This is a genomic window from Methylocapsa aurea, assembly GCF_000746085.1.
Taxonomy (GTDB): domain Bacteria; phylum Pseudomonadota; class Alphaproteobacteria; order Rhizobiales; family Beijerinckiaceae; genus Methylocapsa; species Methylocapsa aurea.
In genome coordinates this window covers 1-19,266 of the sequence record NZ_JQKO01000019.1, presented here as the reverse complement: position 1 = coordinate 19,266, position 19,266 = coordinate 1, and the positions used below count along the sequence as shown (strand labels likewise).

Sequence of the window (19,266 nt, the reverse complement as noted above, 5' to 3'; positions counted from 1 at the left end):
CTGCCCCACCTAACTTGATCTCGAAACGGCGGGCATGGCTATCGACTACAGTTGAATTCTCTTACTTCCAGAGCATCGACAGGATAACTACACATGAGCCGCCGTTGTTCGGCGGTGTTATGCCAATCGCCAACCTTTATGTAGCTGCCTTCCCGGTCATGGACTGAATAAACCTTATCGATTCCGGGAATCGATTCGTAGCTTACCCCTGGGGATGGCGCAAAGTAGTGGACCGTCTGAATCCGGGTCGATAGTCTGCAAACGGCATAGCCAAATGTGCCCAACCCGAACACGAGATGAGGCGCATCGACAAGGGCCGAGAGATCTTCCGCCAAAGTGCCGGACTGGCTACGGAACTGGATACCCTCGGCGGTCAGATATTCTTCAAGGGCATCCACGCAAGGATTGCCACGGTCCTCATAAACGATGAGGACGCGATTTATCGTTCCATTTGCCAGCAATCTCCTGATGACCAGGATGTAGAAGGATAACGGCGGCTGTCGATAGCCTGCGTGAACCGCATTTCCATCGGCAAAAAGATCGCCTGAACGAATGTGAATTGCTAGGAAATCTTGAAACGAATTATTCTTAATTTGACCAAGTCCGGTCAACAAGTGGGGACGGATAATTTCGCGTGCAACGCGGCATTTTTCGGCCTCGGAAGCGCTCGCCCCTGTGAAGGCTGCGGCGAAAAAAGCTCCGGTGAGAAATGCGCCTTCTTCAGGAAGCGGAACATTGCTGGGTAGAAAGGTCAAGGATCCGGCATGAATTGGCGCGATAGGGTCACTTAATTCATGTTGGCCGAGTTGGACGTATTTTAGTCCGCCTTTCTCCGCAATAAGTATTGCGTTGATATATTGTATCAGCATGTTCCCAAATCGGCCAACATACAAGAGCTTAAGACCAATTATGGGCACATTGATATTTTTGCTCCGCTGTTCGATCTGGTATTTTTCTGCATTCTTCTTTAGGCCGATAAGCTTTCTCGGATTCAAATCCGTTATGCCATGCCGATCTCGAAAATCTATAATCTGCTTACTCTCAGTAAAGACAAAAACTTCAACTTTGGCTAGATGGAAATATTCTTTCTCGTCCAAAGAGAGTCGCACCAAACGGGCAGAAACAATGCCGTTCAACGTCAAGGTCAAAGGAGGGCCGCTAGCCCCTCCCGAAAAAAACGCGAGGCCGGCATGGACGAGGCGCCAGACCTCGCCGTCTTCGGAAAGCTGCACACGCAAGGTTCTCGCTCGCTCGGCAAACCCGTCCAGTCGATTGTGAATCACGATGGATTCTATGGGATAGATGCCGAGCAGATCGACCTGCCACCATGGGCGATCCTCGAAATCGGTGTGGAACGCAAACGAACGTTGAATTGACCCTGAGACCGCTTGCGATGCTTCGGATTCTGTAGACCATCGTGAATAGCTGCTTTGTGTTGCAGGCTTACCTTGCGCGACATTGATGAGCGGCATTGGTAATGTCACCGGCGTGCTCTGAGACGTCAGAATGGAACAAAGGTATTCAGAGGTGGAGGTTGAGACGCCCTTGGCTGCTTCCTGTTGCCTCACGGCCGCGACAATGTCGATTCCATTACGGGGCAAGCGCGTGAAAAAACGCTCTACCTGAATAAACCACACATGATCCGGACAAAATTGCTGGACGAGCCTTAAGTCGAGATCCGGGCAATGGATCGAAAGCACCTCGTCGTAGATTTGACCGAAGAACGGAAAGAGCCATTGCGAGAAGCTATCATGCAACAATAGCGCGCGCCGTTTGGCGCCTGGCTCTAGCGACCGCTGATGCCGAACGTAGCCTTCATTGCGGCATTGGCCTGAAAAAGCGACAGCAAACTTCGGCGAGCGAATGGTAAGCCGGTTGACCTGCTCTATCGGCCTGTTGGCATGCGGGTCCAAGTCGCCCTTCATCCCGACGATACTGCTGTCGAACTCAGTGCGCAGCAAGGCATCAAGTTCTAAGGCATGGTTGGCCTCGCGCAGTATTTCAACGAGGTAGGAGTAGGCGCCGGAATCTGTCCAGTGTGTGTCGCAGCGCCTATAGGGCATGGCGCCGCGGTCGATCAGTTGCCGCAACGCCTCTGGCCGGAACCAGGCGATATCTTGGCTAGGGCGAGTCTGTTCGGTAAACTTCCGCACCGGAGTCGGCCCGAATTTTTCATATTGAAATTCCTCGGGGAGGAAGGCGCGGTAAACCGTCTCCTTGTTCGGCACAATGACGTGACGGTAGGATGCGCCGACACTTCGGCAGACCGCAATGCGCTCATCGTGCCTGGAAAGCACCTGTTCGAAGTGGGAGTCGGGCATAACATACTGGCCCGTCGTCTGCTGCATAATATTGTTGTTGTCGTTAGTAAGAAAAAGAAAACCGTCCTTTCCCTCAATAGCCTTCGCCATTCAATTATCTCACGTTACATGTTAGGGCTACTAAATAAAGATCTTGCCTCAATCCTGCCGGTCGTGCGGATTCTCATTAAATATAAAATGATAATACTGCACAATCTTCGTGCTTTTGAATATCAGCACGATATTCTTCCAATTGCAAGCAGCGTTAAACGAAGCGAAGGCCTGCTCTTACGAAGATTGAATATTTTGAGCGTGAACGAATATCTGCACCTGCGCCAAATGCAGACATTGTTTCTCGTCCAAAGAGATCCGCACGAAACGGGCATTGACCGCGCCGTTCAAGGGTAAACTCAGTGGAGAACCGCTGGCGCCACCCGAAAAGACCGTAAGCCCGGCATGGACGAGGCGCCAGACCTCAGCTCCTTCGGATACTTCCACGCGCAATGTCCTGGCGCGGTCGGCAAACCCGTCCAGCCGATTGTGAATCACGATGGACTCGATCGGATAGACGCTCAGCAGATCTACTTGCCACCATGGGCGATCCTCGAGATCGGTGTGGAACGCAAACGGACGTTGAATTGCCCCCGAAACCGCCTGTGATGCTTCGGATTGGGTCGACCAGGGCGAGTAGCTGCTTTGGGTAGCCGGCCTGCCTATCGCAATATTCACCAGTTGACGTTCGGCCTGTTTGCGTTCGCTGATCAATAGGCGTTCTCTTGAACGCTGATCATCCTGGCGATGAAACGATTCAACGCGATTGCCGCAGACCGCGAAGTCCTCCAAAGACAAATGAGTAGGCATAAAAGGGAAAAACCACAGAAGCTTGTCTTTCTGGCGCGTATTTGGATAGTCGAGTGCTGTCGGATACAGAGTTTGCGAGTTACGACGCTGGACACAATCCGAATTGATATAAGAAAGCTCCATGAGCTTGGAAACGGGCATTCCAGATACAACAGATAGACTGTTCGATCCGTCATAATTATTTGCATGAACATGAAACAAAGTGAAATAGCTGTTGAGCTTACCGAACACCGCACAAAATTTTTCTACAAATCTTAAGTCGTTCAACAAATGTAAGCCATGAACTTCCAGCACAATTTGCTCAAAGCGACGCAAGGTCTCTGCTGACGCCGACTCGAGGGCATCATATTCCGCGCCTTCGACATCCATTTTCAAAATCAGACGATCGCCGGCAACCTGATGCCGGAGTAAATGATCTTCAATGCTAAACAAGTTCTTGGACGCATCAGTTAACCCTGCAACGCCCTCCCGAAAAAAGTGCATCTTCTCGTTTGTTGCGTTGATTCCTTCAATAGTATGATCGAACATAAATACATCATGCCCTCTCTCCGCCAACTCCTTATCAAAATCATATTCAGAACTGATTCCGTAGCTTATTACTGCCTGGTCAGGCGAAATATCGTCCGCTAACACATATCCGCCATCGCCAAGAGGCCCGATGCGGGTCTTAGGTTTATCTATGTCATAGGGCCTGAGCAATGACAGAGCCTTGTAGGCAGGACTCATAAATCTCTCCTGAAATGTTTGGGGTAATCTGTATGAAAAGAATTGTATCAAGCCAGTGGCCGGCTAAGCCTTCACCCACACAATGTCAAGTGTTTGCAGTATTCTGCGGCGTGATGGCGGCGAGCGGCCTCTGTCAGTAACTCCCGAGCGGCGCATGACCAGCGATGAGGCCCGCAACACACAACGACACCGCTTCGAATAACGGCAACACTCAGTCCGGAATATCGAGTCCCGGGATTCCCCGCGCTTTGACAATATCCTTCATCAATTGGTCCCGGGCAGGATCGTCGGACCTTAGCTTGTTGTCTAGAATTCCTAGCGTGGCCTCGATGGCTGCGTTCAAGCCAAAAGGTTGAGCATTCGGCTTTGCCTGTTCCTGCAACGTGGCTTGGAATGACGGCGTGAGCCGGTCGGCGCCATGGCATGCCGGATCCGGATAAGCGGGGGGAGGGTCGATGGCCGAACCGCGCGCCCGAGCGTAGAAGAGGGGATGCCTGTCCGTAGCGTCTTTTTTTGCTTGCGGCAGAGACCAATGTCTGCCGGTTATCGAATTGCCCCCTACGAACCAATCCTTGAATTCAGGAACCATGCATTTCTTTGGCAGTTCTTCACGAAGGAAGGACATATGGTCCAAAGGATCCCCAGCTTCCGCGGCCAGGATGTCGATCCTGAACCGATTGCCAATCATGACGACCCCTTGGGCTCCGGCGGTGCGTTCACCGGCGATATTGAGAGTCTGAGAGTTTTCATGGACGAAACTCATGATTGCTGAACTAACGGTTGCATGTTTGTCGCGATCGAAAACCTTGTCTTGGATGAAGTGATTGCCCAGGAAGAAGACACGTCGTTGCCACGAATATTCGTGCGGATATTCTAACTCCCTGCTCGCCTTTCCATCAAGTAATGGCGCATAATATCCAAATTTCAGGAGCGCTCCAGATGCATTATTGAGTTCATTGCTAAGAAAAATGACATCTCGTACGTAGCCGAAATAGATGGAATGAATCATCCCGAGAACGCCAATTTTCTTAGTGTTGTCTACGACAGGCTCCCTTACTGAATTCCAGGCATCAATAATTTTGTTATTCTTAAATAGAACGACTTGCGAATCTCCATCTGCTCTCAGACCATAGGTGCCAATCTTTTCGGTTTTTCCTGTCAGGTCAGTCAAATCTCTGGTCCCGACCGACAACACTGTACAGTTTTTTACAACTATGCTTGTTCCATATTGAACATGAATGCCGTTCGTATATTCACGAAATGCTAGGCCAGACACGAGAATATTTTGAATCTTCTTCGAATTGAGATTGCTGAACGAGATATCCGGGTTGGTGGGACCGGTGAGAGCGGCTCCTGAAATTAACAGAGCCTCTGTCCCAATATTCTTATGTGTGTTTGCGAAATCCCGCGCCCAGAATACAGCCTTGCCTAATTCCTCCGCGCGCAACACCAGCTTGGGATTGTTGTCATAGTGCTGCTCGGTGTAGCCGAACGCAAAATAGTCGCTGGGCACCCGGCAATTCCGGCCCTCCCGGTTGCAAACGCATTTCTGTTCCGGTCGCGTAGGCGTTGCGCAGCGGGAAATCGCTGTTTGCCTGGATTTCTGGTTTAAGCCCGAGGGAGGCGCATCCTCCAGCATCATGAGAGCGCCGGCCGATTTATTGCCCGGCGCAAGTCCCCTATAGCCTTCCTTGATGATTTGAAGACGGACGTTCAGATAGACGCCACTTCGGAAAATAACCTCGACATTGATTCCGGCGTCGAGCGTCTGCCTAAGCAAGATATTGAAATCATACTCATTTCCATCATAAAGACGGAACGGATCATCAGATGTCCCTTGACCCGGCCCAGCGCCGGGTTCTTGCGGCGCGACAAAGACTGTTCTCCAGCTTTCCGGTTGACCGCGCAGGCAGGCATAGTCCCGCATGGTCAGTTGGCCGTCTCTATCGGCATCATAGTTAGCGCTGTTGTCGCCGCGTGCGGTTGTTTCCTCCAGCGACATTTCCTCGGGCGAAAGCAATGCCTTTTGAACGAAATCCGCGTCCCGCGGGTTCGGTTGAATTAAGCATGCCGCAGCCGAGGCGGGCATGCTTATACCCGCGAAGCTAAAGAGCAAGATCAAAACCGAGACAGCCGCAAACACTTGTCCATCCAAGCTTTGAGGCACGCGCCGGCGATCATCAACGCGATTGAGACAAAAAGCCAGAAGCCATGAAACGGAAAGGAGCAAGCGGGGCCACCATCGTCACGCCGAGCCGGATTGGCCCAGCAATTCATCGAGAGTTGAAGCGCGAGCACGTCGCCCTGCGGACCATTTGGAACGAATATATCGCAAAAAGCGGAGCGGTTACAGCCATTCGCGGTTTTGCGAGCTCTATCGAGTTTTGAATCGAAGCCGTCGCCGACGATGCGGCAGACGCATGCGGCCGGCGACCGGCTGTTCGTTGATAATGTGGGTGATGGCGTGCAGCATCTCCTGATCCCAGGCAACACCAAGACTGCGGTCATTAAGACCTGTCGTTATGACCCCCTCGTCAATCGCACCTGTGCCGAAATAGCGGTGCGTTATGATACCGCCATTCTGCCGGGGCGACGGCGGCGTCCGAGGGACAAGGCGCTATTTGCGCAGCTCGACCGAAAACCGAAAAGGCGAGGCCGGGGTTGATTTCAGCTTCAATGTGAGACTGTAACGCTTTCGCGTTTCCTTCTGTTTTATAGGGCGCTGCGTGACCAAGTCCTGTCTCGACCGAAACCGGATTCTTTTGCGTCGGCGAGCGAAGACAGGGGCTCGATCGGCGCCATCGTTCGACGTCGCGTCATCCAGGGCGATATGCCGCCCTCGCGTCGTGCGCCTTAAAAATGAGCCTCTTCCTGATCTCCTTCGCACCGAGGGATGATGGAGATGAGTCATTACGCAATTTGAAATCATCCCGTTGCTGGAAAGGACAAAATGAGGCAATTTTTGTAAGGTTTGAAAATAGGTAATAAATGCGCACCGCGGCTTTCGGCGTGATGGAGATTTCGCGGGTGGGCTTAAGTCGATGCGGCGCGGCGCAGCGCTCAAATCGATTGGGAGGAGCGGCATCGAAGCCATGAGCATCGAATCGACGATTTTGTTTGTTGCCGACGCTTGTCCCCGGCTGCGAGCGGCGGCGGAGGTCCTGGCGCGGGAGCCGGACTACCGCGTCATCATTGCGGCGCGCGGCCGCGAAGCGGCGGAGGTTCTCGACAATGCGCACGTCGATTTAATCCTTGCCGATGTCGAAAGGCCGGATTGTGACATTGTGGCCTTTTTGTCGCGGTTGCGATTCACGCATCCCAACCTTGTGCGGATCCTACTGGTCGGCGGCGAGCCCGACATTCGGCTGAACGAAGCGCTGGCGCGAACCGCGGCCTACCAATATCTGACCAAGCCACTGCAGGTTGAGCAGACCTGCCTGGTCGTCAAGCGCGCCCTTGAGACGGGCGAACTCGCGCGCCGTCATCGCCGGCTTGTTCGCGAACTCAAGATCGACGATGACGCCGCCTTCTTACATGACAAGCCAGATCGAGCGGGAAGAGCCGAAGCCTCGCATTTCGAGCGCCTCGTCTACGCCAGCGAGGCCATGTCGGAACTCTGCGGCCTCGCCCGCGAGGTCGCCCGCACGGATTTGCCAATTTTGATCGAAGGCGAGACGGGAACCGGCAAGGAATTGCTTGCGCGCGCCATGCATTTCCATTCTCGCCGCTCGTCGAGCCCTTTGATGGTGCAAAATTGCGGCGGCGTCCGCGACGAACTGCTGCATTCCGAGCTTTTTGGCCATAAGCGCGGCGCCTTCACGGGCGCCATCAGCGATCGCCTCGGCCTTTTTCGCGCGGCGGACGGCGGAACGGTCTTCCTCGACGAGATTTCGGAAATCTCGCCGTCTTTTCAGGTCAGCTTGCTGCGCTTCTTGCAGGAAGGCGAGGTCAAGCCGCTCGGCTGCGACCAGATGGTGCACGCCAATGTGCGCATCATCGCCGCCTCGAACAAGCCGCTGAAGCAATTGGTCAAGGCAGGCCAGTTCCGCGAGGATCTTTACTTTCGACTAAAGGGCTTCGATCTCGAGCTGCCGCCGTTGCGGGCGCGGCCCGCGGACATTCCGGTGCTGACGGAATTCTTCGTGCGCAAGCATGGCGGCCTCCTCAGCAATCGCGTGCTCGGCGTATCAAATGACGTAATCGAAATTTTCAAGTCCTATCGATTTCCCGGCAATGTGCGCGAACTCGAGAACGAAGTGCGGCGCATGGTGGCTTTGGCGAAGGATGGCGAGTATTTGACGAGGCGGCATCTGTCTCCGGCCCTGGCGACATGGCGCGCGTCAGCCAATGATCGGTTGGGATTGATGGCGGACGGCCGCACCCTGAAAGAGATGGTGGAGTCCCTCGAGGGACAGTTGGTGCGACAGGCGCTGGAGAAATGCCATTGGAACCAAAGCAAGGCGGCGCGGGAACTGGGCTTATCGCGCGTGGGGTTGGCGAATAAAATTCGCCGCTACACCTTGGCGGATGGCGCCGCGCGGGCGGATTGACGCGCCCTTCGAGAAGGTGAAAGACGGTTTGACGGGGCCTCATCAAGCCGTCGCCGGTCTTAATTGGCCGCGATCCCACGATTGGGGAAGGGGTGGCCAATGGACGAACAAGAGGACGATGCTGAGAAAGCCGCGGAAATCCTGCGATTCCCATTCTCGCGCACGACGCCTTCGGGAAGCGCCGGCGGCTTTGAGGATCTTGGAACCGGCGCCATGGCGCGCCGCTTGGGGATGCGCAAAGGCCAGATGACCGGCCACTGGTGCAGCCGCTGCCGAGGCGTCTGGTTCGGTTATGCGCTTGAAGTTGAATGTCCTCGTTGCGGCAATCGGCATGGATAATGTGCTGACGCTATCATTCATGTATGCAAACTTAGTTTGCAGATGAAAACTAAGTTTGTTAGCAATTGCTCTGCCCAGATGTCGTCCCTTCCGCGTAGGAAACTGATATCTAGAGTCTTTCTATTCTTGTGGCGGCGGGCACGAAGCTTGCGCCATGCTTCTGATGGCGACCCTGCGCGATGACAGCGCGGCGCTCCGGGAGGATAGAATGGCCAATCTTTTGTGGCTTCAGGGCGGCGCCTGTTCCGGCAATACTATGTCCTTTCTTAATGCCGAGGAGCCGAGCGCCTGCGACCTCGTGACCGATTTCGGCATTAACGTGCTTTGGCATCCTTCGCTCGGCATCGAGCTTGGCGACAATGTCAAGCAACTGCTTCAGGACTGCATTTCCGGCAAGATTGCGCTCGACATCTTCGTTTTTGAAGGCACTGTCGTGAATGCGCCGAACGGCACCGGCAATTGGAACCGTTTCTGCGGCCGTCCGATGAAGGACTGGGTTCGCGAATTGTCGGAGGCGGCGCAATTCGTGGTTGCGATCGGCGATTGCGCCACCTGGGGCGGCATCCCGGCGACGGCCCCCAATCCAAGCGAATCGGTTGGACTTCAATTCCTGAAGCGCGCTCCCGGCGGGTCGCTCGGAACGGCGTTCAAGTCGAAGGCGGGCCTTCCCGTCATCAATATTCCCGGTTGCCCCGCGCATCCTGATTGGGTGACACAGATCCTTGTCGCTGTCGCCTCGGGCAGAGCCGGCGATCTCAGCCTCGATGAATTCCAGCGGCCGAAGACATTCTTCACGAGCTTCACGCAGACGGGATGCACCCGCAACATGCATTTCGCCTACAAGGTCTCGGCGACGGCGTTCGGCCAGCGCAAGGGGTGTCTCTTCTACGATCTCGGCTGCCGCGGACCCATGACGCACAGCCCCTGCAACCGGATATTGTGGAACCGGCAATCATCGAAAACCCGCGCGGGCATGCCCTGCCTTGGCTGCACCGAGCCGGAGTTTCCATTCTTTGATTTGGCGCCGGGGACGGTGTTTAAGACCCAGACGGTGATGGGCGTGCCGAAGGACATGCCGGCGGGCGTCGATAAAACTGGCTACATCAAGCTGACGGCCGCCGCCAAAGCCGCAGCGCCCGCCTGGGCGGAGAAGGACATTTTCGTCGTCTGATCGGGTTCAGCCCGTGCGAAATCCGACCTTGTTGAATGGGTTTCGCACGGATGTTTTTGATTGAGCATGTCCTTATCGAAAAAGTCGGTCGCCTTTTTCAAGACGCGCTCTAGGCGCCCGCCTCATTCGCAATTCAGGAGCACCGCATCATGGCCGAAGCAGCCGTTCAGACGCTTGACATATCCCCTGTAGGCCGCGTCGAAGGCGACCTCGACGTTCGCGTCGACATCGCCGACGGCGTCGTCGTCAATGCCTGGACCCAGGCCGAATTGTTTCGCGGCTTCGAGATCATCTTGCGGGACAAGGACCCGCAGGCGGGCCTCGTGGTCACGCCCCGCGCTTGCGGCATATGCGGCGCCTCGCATCTGACCTGCGCCGCCTGGGCGCTCGACACCGCCTGGAAGACGACAGTGCCGCGCAACGCCATTCTGGCGCGCAACCTCGGGCAGCTCGCGGAATCGCTCCAGAGCCTGCCGCGGCATCACTACGGCCTGTTCATGATCGACTACACGAACAAGGCCTATGCGAGCAGCCGCTATTACGAAGAGGCCGTGAAACGGTGGGCGCCCTTCACCGGCAAACATTACGAAGCCGGCGTCACGATTTCCGGCCGGCCGGTTGAAATCTATGCGCTCCTTGGCGGGCAATGGCCGCATTCGAGCTATATGGTGCCGGGCGGCGTCATGAGCGCGCCCACGCTCACCGATGTCACCCGCGCGTGGTCGATTCTCGAGCATTTCCGGCGCAATTGGATGGAGCCGATGTGGCTCGGCTGCTCGCTGGAGCGCTACGAGGAGATCAAATCCTACGACGATTTCCTGGCCTGGCTCGACGAGCGGCCGGAACACGCCAACTCCGATCTCGGCATGTTCTGGCGCATGAGCCTCGACATCGGCCTCGATAAATATGGCGTCGGCCTCGGCAAATATGTCACCTGGGGCTATCTCCCACATGAAGACAAATACAATCATCCGACCATCGAGGGCCGCAACGCCGCCGTCATCATGAAGGGTGGGGTCTATGACGGGAAGACGGATAGCCATAAAGCAATGGATCAGTCCTTCACGCGGGAGGACACATTGCATGCTTGGTATGACGAGGGCGGCCCTGTGCATCCTTTCGATCGCACCACCAAGCCGATTTCCAAGAACGATCTCGACCATAACGCCAAATATTCCTGGTCGACCGCTGTCGCCCATATCGACAATGGCCGCCTCGAGGCGGGACCGCTGGCGCGCCAGCTCGTCGCGGGCGGGCGTCATGGCGAAAGCTGGCAGCATTACGATCCTTTGGTTCTCGATATGTATCGCAAGCTTGGGGGAGCGAGCGTGGTGCTGCGCCATTTCGCCCGAATGCACGAGGCGGTGAAAATCTATCGCGAGATGGAGCGGGTGCTGCGCGAGCTTCGTCTTGGCGACGAATGGTATATCAAGCCGACGGAAAAGGACGGACGCGGCTGGGGCGCGACGGAAGCCGCGCGCGGCGCTTTGTGTCACTGGATCGAGGTCCAAAATGGCAAGATCAAGAATTATCAAATGATCGCCCCGACGACCTGGAATGTCGGCCCGCGCGCCTCGACCGGCGAGCGCGGTCCAATCGAAGAGGCGCTGATTGGAACGCCGATCAAGGATCAACACGATCCGGTCGAAGTCGGCCATGTCGCGCGGTCCTATGATTCCTGTCTCGTCTGCACCGTGCATGCGCATGATGCAAAAACCGGAGCCGAACTCGCTCGCTTCAGAACCGCTTGAACGCGACGGAGCGCAAGGAGAGCCGCATGCCGATTTGCGTTGCTGGCGCCCAAGCGTTGGCCTATGCGTCTTGCATTGCCGCTGACGAGGAAAGCAGTGGCGTTCTGGACGTGGACCTAGAAAAGGCCATCCGCCCATTCCGCCGTCTTCAGCACGAAGGGCGGATCGTCGTGGCGCGCGACTCGCGTTTGAGCGACTGGATAGGTTTGTGGGGCACAAAATATGTCTACGGGCGAAACAAACAGCGTCCTTGATCAAATCGCCAAGCTGTTGGCAAATGGTTTGAAGACCAAGACGGAGCCCTTTCCGGAGACCGAGAAGGAATTCGGCGAAATTTTGGGAGAGTTGCGCGCATTGAGCCCGGATGATTTGCAGGGCAAGGTCGTGATCGGGGGCTTCATCAATCATCCCTTCGGCGAGGAGCAATATCGCTGCATGGAATGCATGTATTACCTCGTGCATCGAAAATGGTGCGATCTGCCGGAATTGGCCGTGCCCGTCGAACCGGACTGGTGGTGCCGTCTGTGGCGCATTTGAGCGACAGGCGAAATCGGCTGCGGCGCGATCAAATTCGCCGCGAGCCGCGGCCGGCGGGGCTACTCCCATGCTGGCGGTGATCGGCTGCGGCAATCTCAATCGTTGCGATGACGGCGTCGGCGTGATCATCGCGCGGCGCCTCATGGCGATCGGCTTTGAGCCATCTCGACGGATCAGGGTCTTCGATGCCGGCACGAATGGAATGGATGTCTTATTTCAAGCGCGGGGCGCCAGGAAGCTCGTCATCATCGACGCCTGCGCGAGCGGCGCTGAACCTGGCGCGGTCTTTGAGGCGCCCGGCGGCGCGCTTGAAAACCACCCCACGCCGAGCTACACGCTGCACGACTTTCGCTGGGACCATGCGCTTTACGCTGGGCGGCGGATCTGGGCGAATGATTTTCCAGACGACGTGACGGTTTTTCTTATCGAGGCTCAGACGCTCGGCCTCGGCTTCGAACTTTCTGCGCCTGTCGCCCGCGCCGCCGACATCGTCACCGCGCGCATCTCTCAGTTGATGGAAGCCTATTCGGCGAGCGAGCCGGCGCCATGAGCATGGCGCTTGGCGGAAGCGGCGCCTTGCTCATGCGCGTGCGTCGCGACTGCCTTTACGTCGATGCGGCCGACTTCGCGACCCATATGGCGAATGTGAGCAACGTCGCATTGCTGCGCGAGGGCGACGATCTTTTGATCTTGCCGATCTGCGGCGCGGAAGCCGGCGGTTTTCTGGTGAAGCAGGTCAATGCGCGCGGCGATCGCGCCATTCATGCGGCCGATTTCCTGCGTCTGAATGGGATCGACGAGAACCGCGACTTTCCAATTGACGCGACATGGACTGAAGCCCGGGCCGGATTTTTGGTTGTCGGTTTTTTTGCCGATGAGCAAACTTGGTTGGCGATGCGAAAGTAAACTAGACTCGTGCGGCTTGAACGCATAGCGTGAGGGGCGATAAGCTCGAGTTCAATCGGGCGGGGCTCTTGGGAGGGGCGCCACACATGCCGTCGCGCGCGGACACCGATGTTGAAGCCGCTTTGGCCGCAGTGGAAGCCGAGGGCGCGCCGCTCGCGGAAAAGGTCGAGATGCTCATGGAGATGGCCATGGGCTTGCAGATCCGGCCGCGATCTCCCGATGACTTGCTTCAATCCGTCGCCTTATACGAAACGGCGCTCGGACTTTGTCCCGCCGAGCAATATCTCTTGCGTGGCCGGATCCATGCACGGCTAGCGACCGCGCTGCAGGCGATCCCCGCGGAGGATCTCGATCCGCTACAGAGGGCGCGGCAAAATCTCGAAGCGGCTCGCGACATCCTCAAGCACGAAGGAGCGCCGGAGGAGCTCGCGGAAATCGAGATGAACCTCGGTTTGGTCTTTCAGAGCCTCGCCGCCGCAAATGCGGCGCCGATCACAGCCGCAATCGCCGCCTATCAAAGAGCCCTGCGCACTTTCGACGCCAATGCTTTTCCAAAGGAATACGCGATTCTTCAAAACAATCTGGCGACCGCTTTCCTTTCGATTCCCTTCACCGACGAGCGCGCCAAGATGCGCGAGGCGCTCGCGGTGCAGGCGTTTCAGGAGGGGTTGAAGGTGGTCACTATCATCGACCATCCGAACGAATACGCGATGCTTCAAAATAATCTCGGCAACGCGCTGCAATATGTGTCGTCGAGCCACTCGGTCGAAAATTGTCTGCGCGCGCTTGACGCCTATGACGAAGCCCTCAAGGTTCGCACGCGGGCGACGACTCCGGTCGAATACGCCAACACGCTCGCCAATTACGCCAACTGCCTTCGCAATCTTCCAGATGACGTCGCACGCCCGGAAGGCGGCAACGCGGAAAATCTCGACAAGGCTTTGCGCTGCTACCGCGAGGCTGAGGAAATTTTCGCGGCCTCCGGCGAACATCAAAAAATTGCGATCATTGCGGAAATGAGCGCCGAGATCGAATTGGAGCTGGCGCAAATTTCGCCTGCCTCCACGCGCGCGGTCGGCGCGCAATAGATCGAACAAAAATCAAAGTGGATGACGGGAGAAGTTGATGATCTGGTCGTTATGTCTCGGACTTGCCGCCATTGTCCTAGGCGCCGCATTCTCCGTCGTTGGCGGCGCCGTCGGCGGGATCGTTGTTGGCGGCAAGGCGCTCGGCAATGAGTTAGCCGCCTGGCTAGGGGCGCTCTACGGGCCGCTCGCTGGCGCCGTCGGCGTCATCATCGGCGTCGGCATCGCCGCCGTTCTGTTCTGAAAGGGCGCCGCTATGTTCGAGATGGTGAAATCATCCGCGATCCTCTTCTTCCAGGGGAAGCTGTTTCAAGATCAGTCCGATGCGCTGCGCCGGCTGGCGATTGGCATCGCGCTGACCGTCGTTGTTTTTCTTGTCGTCGCCAAGCTCGCCAACATAGTGCTGGCCGGCGTCGTCGCGGGGTTCATCGGCGGCACTGTGCAGCCGGCCCTGTTCAAGGATCTGAAATACCGGTGAAGCGTTCTTTGCCCGCCTGAAAGCGCGCGGCATGCGATGACGGGTTTGCATATGGTCGGGATAGAGCTGCTTCTGAATTGAGGTCGGAGCGTCCTGGCGAGGCCAGAGCGCGCTTCAAGGAAGGCGATCATGAATGCGCATGCGCAACGGCCGGAGGATCAAGCGCCAAGGATCGGGGAAAGCGTCGACGACCTCGTCGGCGATGTGGAGCGGCTCGAGGCGGTGATCGCAGGTTGGGACGAATCCCAGCGCACCCTTGCCTTCGCCTACCGGCACGCCATCGATGATCTGCACAAGAACGCGTTGCGCAAACTGATCGCCAGCGTCAAGATTGCGCCGGGCGCGCTTGATGCTTTGCGCGAAGCCGCCTCCGACCCGCTGGTCTATGCCGTGCTGCGGCATCACGGGCTGATCCGGGCGAGCCTGCAAGAACGCGTCGAACAGGCGCTCGCATCGATCCGGCCGATGCTCGCCTCGCATGGCGGCGATGTGGAATTCGTCGCCTTCCTTCCGCCGGACGCTGTCGAAGTTCGCTTTGTCGGCAATTGCGATCATTGCCCATCGTCGACGCTGACCTTTGTCGCTGGCGTCAAACAAGCGATCGAGGAATATTGCCCCGAGATCAAGGATGTGCGGCAGGTGAAGGGATCCGGGACGGCCCAGGGAAAAGTCGATTACGTCAGTCCCTTCTCAGCCGGCCTTGAAGCCAAATGGCGCTTGGCGACAACCCTTGAGTCGATTCCCGAGCAGGGCGTGAAGGCCTTCGCCGTCGATGGCGCGCCTTTTATTTTCAGCCGCCTCAGCCGCGTCGTTTCGTGCTTTCGAGACGCCTGCGCTCACCTTGGTTCGCCTATATCCGGCGGAGTTGTCGCGGAGGGACGAATTACTTGCCCGCGCCACGGCTTCGAATATGATTTGATGTCGGGGGAATGTCTGACCGCGCCTGTGGCGCAATTGCAGGCCATTGCCGTGCGACTCGTGGGAGAGCGCGTTGAAATCAGGTTCGAGGGCTGAGGCGATGCGCGTCTCCCTCCGGGCGCTCGCGGAGCCGCTCCCTGGCGACTCCGCCGCCGCGCCGCCGCTTCTCGATCCGGCCGGCCCCGAAATCGTGCTTGGCTCGACGGTCGGTGGGTTCGATCTGACAACGCCCGTCGCGGCATCGACGACGACGATGTTTGGTCCGCGCGGGGCTGCGTTGGCCGGCGCCGAGGGGCCGCTGTTCGTCGCCGACACAGGCCATCACCGGCTTTTGGTCTGGCGGCGCCGACCGATCGCCGATCACGCGCCGGCCGATTTTCTCATTGGCCAGCCCGATTTCGCGCATGAAGGGCGCAACGCAAAGGGCGAGCCTGGCGCCGCCACGCTGAACGTTCCCACCGGCGTCGCCGCCAGCGGCGAAGTCCTCGCCGTCGCCGACGCCTGGAATCACCGCGTCCTGATCTGGCGCGGCCTGCCGGAGGCCAACAACCAGCCTGCCGATGTCGTCCTCGGCCAAGCCGATTTTGGCGGAATGCTCGCCAACCGCGGCGGCGAAGTCGGCGCCGATACGCTCAACTGGTGCTATGGCGTCAGCATCGTCGGCCAGTCTCTGATCGTTTGCGATACCGGCAATCGCCGCGTGCTGCTTTGGCATGAGATCCCGACAGCCAATGGGACGCCCGCCGATCTCGTCCTCGGGCAGGGCCGGATGGATTGCCGCGACGAGAATGGCGGCATTGGCGTCGATGCGCGCGGCATGCGCTGGCCGCATTCTGCGGCGGTCGCCGGGGAGACGCTGCTCGTGGCGGATTCGGGCAATAATCGCGTGATGGTCTGGCGCGGCATGCCGCGCCAAAATGGCGCGCCGGCCGATTTCCTGATCGGCCAGATCAACCCGTCGGCATCCGAGCACAACCGCGCTAATTATCGGCCGGACGCCGCGAGCCTCAACATGCCTTATGCCTGCGCCGTGATGGGAAATGACATACTCGTCGCCGATACGGCGAATTCGCGTCTCCTTGGCTTTGCGATTTCCGAACTTGCGACCGGCGCTCCGGCGCGCGCCGTGCACGGTCAGCCTGATTTCCAATCGAAGGGCGACAATCGCTGGCGGACGCCGGTGCGCGATAGTCTGTGCTGGCCCTACGGCGTCACGTCGGTTGGGGATGCGGCGGTCGTCGCCGATTCCGGCAATAACCGCGTCATGTTGTGGCGGGCCGCGTCATGACGGCGCCTCCGCCTTTCGCCGCCGCGATGGCCACGGAGATCCGGGTTCGTGGATTGGTGCAGGGCGTTGGCTTTCGGCCAGCCGTCTGGCGCGTCGCCAACCGCTTGGGGCTCAGCGGCGAAGTGTTGAATGATTCCGATGGCGTGCTGATCCGCGTTGGCGGCGATAGCGGGACCGCGGAGCGTCTTGTCGCGGCTCTGAAAGCCGAATGTCCGCCGCTGGCGCGCATCGACGAGGTGGACTTGCGCCCAGCGGCGAGGCCTTGCGCGCTCGGCGGCTTTCACATTTCCGTAAGCGCGCGCGGGCGCATGCATACGGAGGTCGCGCCCGACGCCGCAACATGTCCCGATTGCCTCGCCGAAATCCGCGACCCCTTCGCCAGACGCTTCCGCTATCCCTTTGCCAATTGCACGAACTGCGGACCCCGCCTTTCGATCATCCGCGCCGCGCCTTATGATCGCGAGCGCACGACGATGGCGGCCTTTGCGATGTGCGACGACTGCCGCGCGGAATATGAGGCGCCGGCCGACCGGCGCTTCCATGCGCAGCCGATCGCCTGCCATGTCTGCGGGCCGAGGGTCTCGATTGAAAAGACCGGCGGCGGCGCCGTGGAATTTTCCGCTTTCAGCATGCTCGATGACGCGGACGCCGTCGCCGGCATGCTGCTGAAGGGCCATATCGTCGCCATCAAGGGCGTCGGCGGCTACCATCTTGCCTGCGACGCGACAAATGCAGAAGTAGTGGCGCGGCTGCGCGCGCGCAAACGCCGCTATGGCAAGGCCTTCGCGCTGATGGGACGCGATCTCGGCGTCATCCGCCGCTATGCACTCGTTGGCGAGGAAGAGGAAAGAGCGCTGACGAGCTCCGCCGCGCCGATCGTCCTGCTCGCAGCCCGGAGCGAACCGCGCTTGCCGCAAGAGGTCTCTCCCGGCCTTTCGACGCAGGGTTTCATGCTGCCTTATACGCCGCTGCATCATCTCATTTTCCGCCGCCTCGACCGGCCGATGGTGATGACGAGCGGCAATCTCTCCGACGAGCCGCAAGTCATTGACGATGACGATGCGCGAAAGAGGCTCGGCGCGATCGCGGATTTCATTTTGACCCATGATCGCGGCATCGCGGTGCGGCTCGACGATTCGGTTGTTCGCGTCGTCAACGGCGCGCCTCGCGTCATCCGCCGCGCCCGCGGCTATGCGCCGGGCGCGCTGCCGCTCCCGCAGGGCTTGCGCGAGGGCCCGCCGATCCTCGCGATGGGCGCTGAGCTCAAGAGCGCGTTCTGCCTGGTCAAAGGCGGCGACGCCATCTTGTCGCAGCACCTCGGCGATCTCGAAGACGCGCGCACGCTCGCCGATTTCGAACACGCGCTCAATCTTTTCACCGCGCTCTACGATCATGAGCCGGAAGCAATCGCCGTCGATCTCCATCCAGAATATCTCTCGACCAAACTGGGCCGGCGAGTGGCCTCCGATAAAGGTCTGCCGCTTATCGAAGCACAGCACCATCATGCCCATGTCGCAAGCTGTCTTGCAGAAAATGGCATAGCCGCAAGCGAAGGCCCTGTGCTCGGCGTCGCGCTGGATGGCATTGGCTATGGCGACGATGGCGCGCTTTGGGGCGGCGAGTTCCTGCTCGCCGATTATTTCGGATACCGCCGCGTCGGGACGTTCAAACCGGTCGCCATGTTGGGCGGCGCGCAGGCGATGCGCGAGCCTTGGCGCAATGTCCTCGCCCACATCCTCGCCGAAATGGGCTGGCCAGCTTTCGCGATGAATTTCGGCGATATCGCGCTCTATGATTTCCTGAAAGGCAAGCCGATCGACTCCTTCGCGGCGATGATCCGGCAAGGGCTCAACGCTCCGCTGGCGAGCTCCTGCGGGCGCCTGTTCGACGCCGTCGCCGCCGCGATTGGCGTTTGTCGCGACGTCGCGCAGCATGAGGGCGAAGCCGCGATGCGGCTCGAGGCGCTTGTCGACGCCAAAGCCTTGGCGGCCGTCGACGAGGATCTCGCCTATCCGTTCAGCATCCCCAACCTCAAAGAATCGGGACTTCCTTATATCGAGCCGGCCGCGATGTGGCGGGCGCTGTTTGGCGACCTCTATGAGAATGCGCCGCCCGCGGTCATCGCCGCGCGCTTCCATAAAGGCCTCGCGCGGGCGATCGCCGCGATGGTTCGCAAAGCGGCGTTCGATGGCGAGGCGCGGATTGCGAAGCGCGTCGCGCTCACGGGCGGGGTGTTCCAGAATCGCGTTCTCGTCGAGGAGCTCGCAGTCCGTCTTGAGGGGGATGGCTTTGATGTTTTGTTGCAGGCTAAGGCACCGACGAATGACGGCGGGGTTTCGCTTGGGCAGGCTGTTGT

Annotated in this window: 17 protein-coding genes; 14 read left to right on the top strand and 3 right to left on the bottom strand. The window is 58.4% G+C overall.

Going from position 1 to position 19,266, the window contains the following annotated elements; translation table 11 throughout:
- Positions 1-38 precede the first annotated feature (38 nt).
- The 3 genes from DL86_RS18790 to DL86_RS13170 all read right to left on the bottom strand — a co-directional run bounded on the left by DL86_RS18790 (position 39) and on the right by DL86_RS13170 (position 6,117).
- Positions 39-2,411: a discoidin domain-containing protein gene (locus DL86_RS18790; protein WP_051953387.1), complete on the bottom strand. Its 2,373-nt coding sequence runs from the start codon at positions 2,409-2,411 to the stop codon at positions 39-41.
- Between the two features lie 177 nt (positions 2,412-2,588).
- Entirely contained in the window at positions 2,589-3,887 is a 1,299-nt protein-coding gene (locus DL86_RS13175; protein WP_036262301.1) for a galactose-binding domain-containing protein, read from the bottom strand.
- Between the two features lie 211 nt (positions 3,888-4,098).
- Entirely contained in the window at positions 4,099-6,117 is a 2,019-nt protein-coding gene (locus DL86_RS13170) for a hypothetical protein (protein WP_036262298.1), read from the bottom strand.
- An 862-nt stretch (positions 6,118-6,979) separates the two neighbouring features.
- On the opposite strand from DL86_RS13170, the gene DL86_RS13160 reads away from it, so the two are divergent.
- The 14 genes from DL86_RS13160 to hypF all read left to right on the top strand — a co-directional run.
- Positions 6,980-8,437 carry a sigma-54 dependent transcriptional regulator gene (locus DL86_RS13160; RefSeq protein ID WP_036262357.1) on the top strand — a complete coding sequence of 486 codons (1,458 nt, stop codon included), beginning with the start codon at positions 6,980-6,982 and terminating at the stop codon, positions 8,435-8,437.
- A gap of 99 nt (positions 8,438-8,536) precedes the next feature.
- Positions 8,537-8,776, top strand: a complete 240-nt coding sequence (locus tag DL86_RS13155; protein ID WP_036262294.1) for a hypothetical protein — start codon at positions 8,537-8,539, stop codon at positions 8,774-8,776.
- Positions 8,777-8,984: 208 nt separating this feature from the next.
- Positions 8,985-9,947: an NADH-quinone oxidoreductase subunit B family protein gene (locus DL86_RS13150; RefSeq protein WP_036262355.1), complete on the top strand. Its 963-nt coding sequence runs from the start codon at positions 8,985-8,987 to the stop codon at positions 9,945-9,947.
- A gap of 149 nt (positions 9,948-10,096) precedes the next feature.
- Positions 10,097-11,698, top strand: coding sequence for a nickel-dependent hydrogenase large subunit (locus DL86_RS13145; protein WP_036262292.1), 1,602 nt, complete (start codon positions 10,097-10,099; stop codon positions 11,696-11,698).
- A 26-nt stretch (positions 11,699-11,724) separates the two neighbouring features.
- Entirely contained in the window at positions 11,725-11,952 is a 228-nt protein-coding gene (locus DL86_RS20140; protein ID WP_162180435.1) for a hypothetical protein, read from the top strand.
- A 28-nt stretch (positions 11,953-11,980) separates the two neighbouring features.
- The gene (locus tag DL86_RS13140) at positions 11,981-12,235 is read left to right on the top strand and encodes a hypothetical protein (RefSeq protein ID WP_342585869.1); all 255 of its coding nucleotides are present in this window, start codon (positions 11,981-11,983) and stop codon (positions 12,233-12,235) included.
- A gap of 67 nt (positions 12,236-12,302) precedes the next feature.
- Entirely contained in the window at positions 12,303-12,785 is a 483-nt protein-coding gene (locus DL86_RS13135; protein WP_036262288.1) for a hydrogenase maturation protease, read from the top strand.
- Complete coding sequence (locus DL86_RS18785) at positions 12,782-13,141, top strand: hypothetical protein (protein ID WP_156964640.1); 360 nt, start codon at positions 12,782-12,784, stop codon at positions 13,139-13,141. The genes DL86_RS13135 and DL86_RS18785 overlap by 4 nt, the downstream gene beginning before the upstream one ends.
- A gap of 86 nt (positions 13,142-13,227) precedes the next feature.
- The gene (locus tag DL86_RS13125; RefSeq protein ID WP_036262286.1) at positions 13,228-14,229 is read left to right on the top strand and encodes a tetratricopeptide repeat protein; all 1,002 of its coding nucleotides are present in this window, start codon (positions 13,228-13,230) and stop codon (positions 14,227-14,229) included.
- Positions 14,230-14,266: 37 nt separating this feature from the next.
- Positions 14,267-14,470 (top strand): hypothetical protein, encoded by a 204-nt coding sequence (locus DL86_RS13120; RefSeq protein ID WP_036262284.1) that lies wholly within the window; start codon positions 14,267-14,269, stop codon positions 14,468-14,470.
- 12 nt (positions 14,471-14,482) lie between these two features.
- The gene (locus DL86_RS13115) at positions 14,483-14,704 is read left to right on the top strand and encodes a hypothetical protein (RefSeq protein WP_036262282.1); all 222 of its coding nucleotides are present in this window, start codon (positions 14,483-14,485) and stop codon (positions 14,702-14,704) included.
- Positions 14,705-14,833: 129 nt separating this feature from the next.
- Complete coding sequence (locus DL86_RS13110; protein ID WP_051953384.1) at positions 14,834-15,718, top strand: NifU family protein; 885 nt, start codon at positions 14,834-14,836, stop codon at positions 15,716-15,718.
- 4 nt (positions 15,719-15,722) lie between these two features.
- Positions 15,723-16,910, top strand: coding sequence for an NHL repeat-containing protein (locus tag DL86_RS13105; protein ID WP_036262280.1), 1,188 nt, complete (start codon positions 15,723-15,725; stop codon positions 16,908-16,910).
- On the top strand, positions 16,907-19,266 hold a 2,360-nt coding region (gene hypF, locus DL86_RS13100; protein ID WP_051953403.1), incomplete at its 3' end, for a carbamoyltransferase HypF. The genes DL86_RS13105 and hypF, both read left to right, overlap by 4 nt.

Coding starts and splice junctions, on each gene's coding strand:
- DL86_RS13105 (WP_036262280.1), top strand. CDS start 15,723: ATGCGCGTCTCCCTCCGGGCGCTCGCGGAGCCGCTCCCTGGCGACTCC.
- DL86_RS13150 (WP_036262355.1), top strand. CDS start 8,985: ATGGCCAATCTTTTGTGGCTTCAGGGCGGCGCCTGTTCCGGCAATACT.
- DL86_RS13120 (WP_036262284.1), top strand. CDS start 14,267: ATGATCTGGTCGTTATGTCTCGGACTTGCCGCCATTGTCCTAGGCGCC.
- DL86_RS13155 (WP_036262294.1), top strand. CDS start 8,537: ATGGACGAACAAGAGGACGATGCTGAGAAAGCCGCGGAAATCCTGCGA.
- DL86_RS13160 (WP_036262357.1), top strand. CDS start 6,980: ATGAGCATCGAATCGACGATTTTGTTTGTTGCCGACGCTTGTCCCCGG.
- DL86_RS13115 (WP_036262282.1), top strand. CDS start 14,483: ATGTTCGAGATGGTGAAATCATCCGCGATCCTCTTCTTCCAGGGGAAG.
- DL86_RS20140 (WP_162180435.1), top strand. CDS start 11,725: ATGCCGATTTGCGTTGCTGGCGCCCAAGCGTTGGCCTATGCGTCTTGC.
- DL86_RS13135 (WP_036262288.1), top strand. CDS start 12,303: ATGCTGGCGGTGATCGGCTGCGGCAATCTCAATCGTTGCGATGACGGC.
- DL86_RS13175 (WP_036262301.1), bottom strand. CDS start 3,887: ATGAGTCCTGCCTACAAGGCTCTGTCATTGCTCAGGCCCTATGACATA.
- DL86_RS18785 (WP_156964640.1), top strand. CDS start 12,782: ATGAGCATGGCGCTTGGCGGAAGCGGCGCCTTGCTCATGCGCGTGCGT.
- DL86_RS13110 (WP_051953384.1), top strand. CDS start 14,834: ATGAATGCGCATGCGCAACGGCCGGAGGATCAAGCGCCAAGGATCGGG.
- DL86_RS13145 (WP_036262292.1), top strand. CDS start 10,097: ATGGCCGAAGCAGCCGTTCAGACGCTTGACATATCCCCTGTAGGCCGC.
- DL86_RS13125 (WP_036262286.1), top strand. CDS start 13,228: ATGCCGTCGCGCGCGGACACCGATGTTGAAGCCGCTTTGGCCGCAGTG.
- DL86_RS18790 (WP_051953387.1), bottom strand. CDS start 2,411: ATGGCGAAGGCTATTGAGGGAAAGGACGGTTTTCTTTTTCTTACTAAC.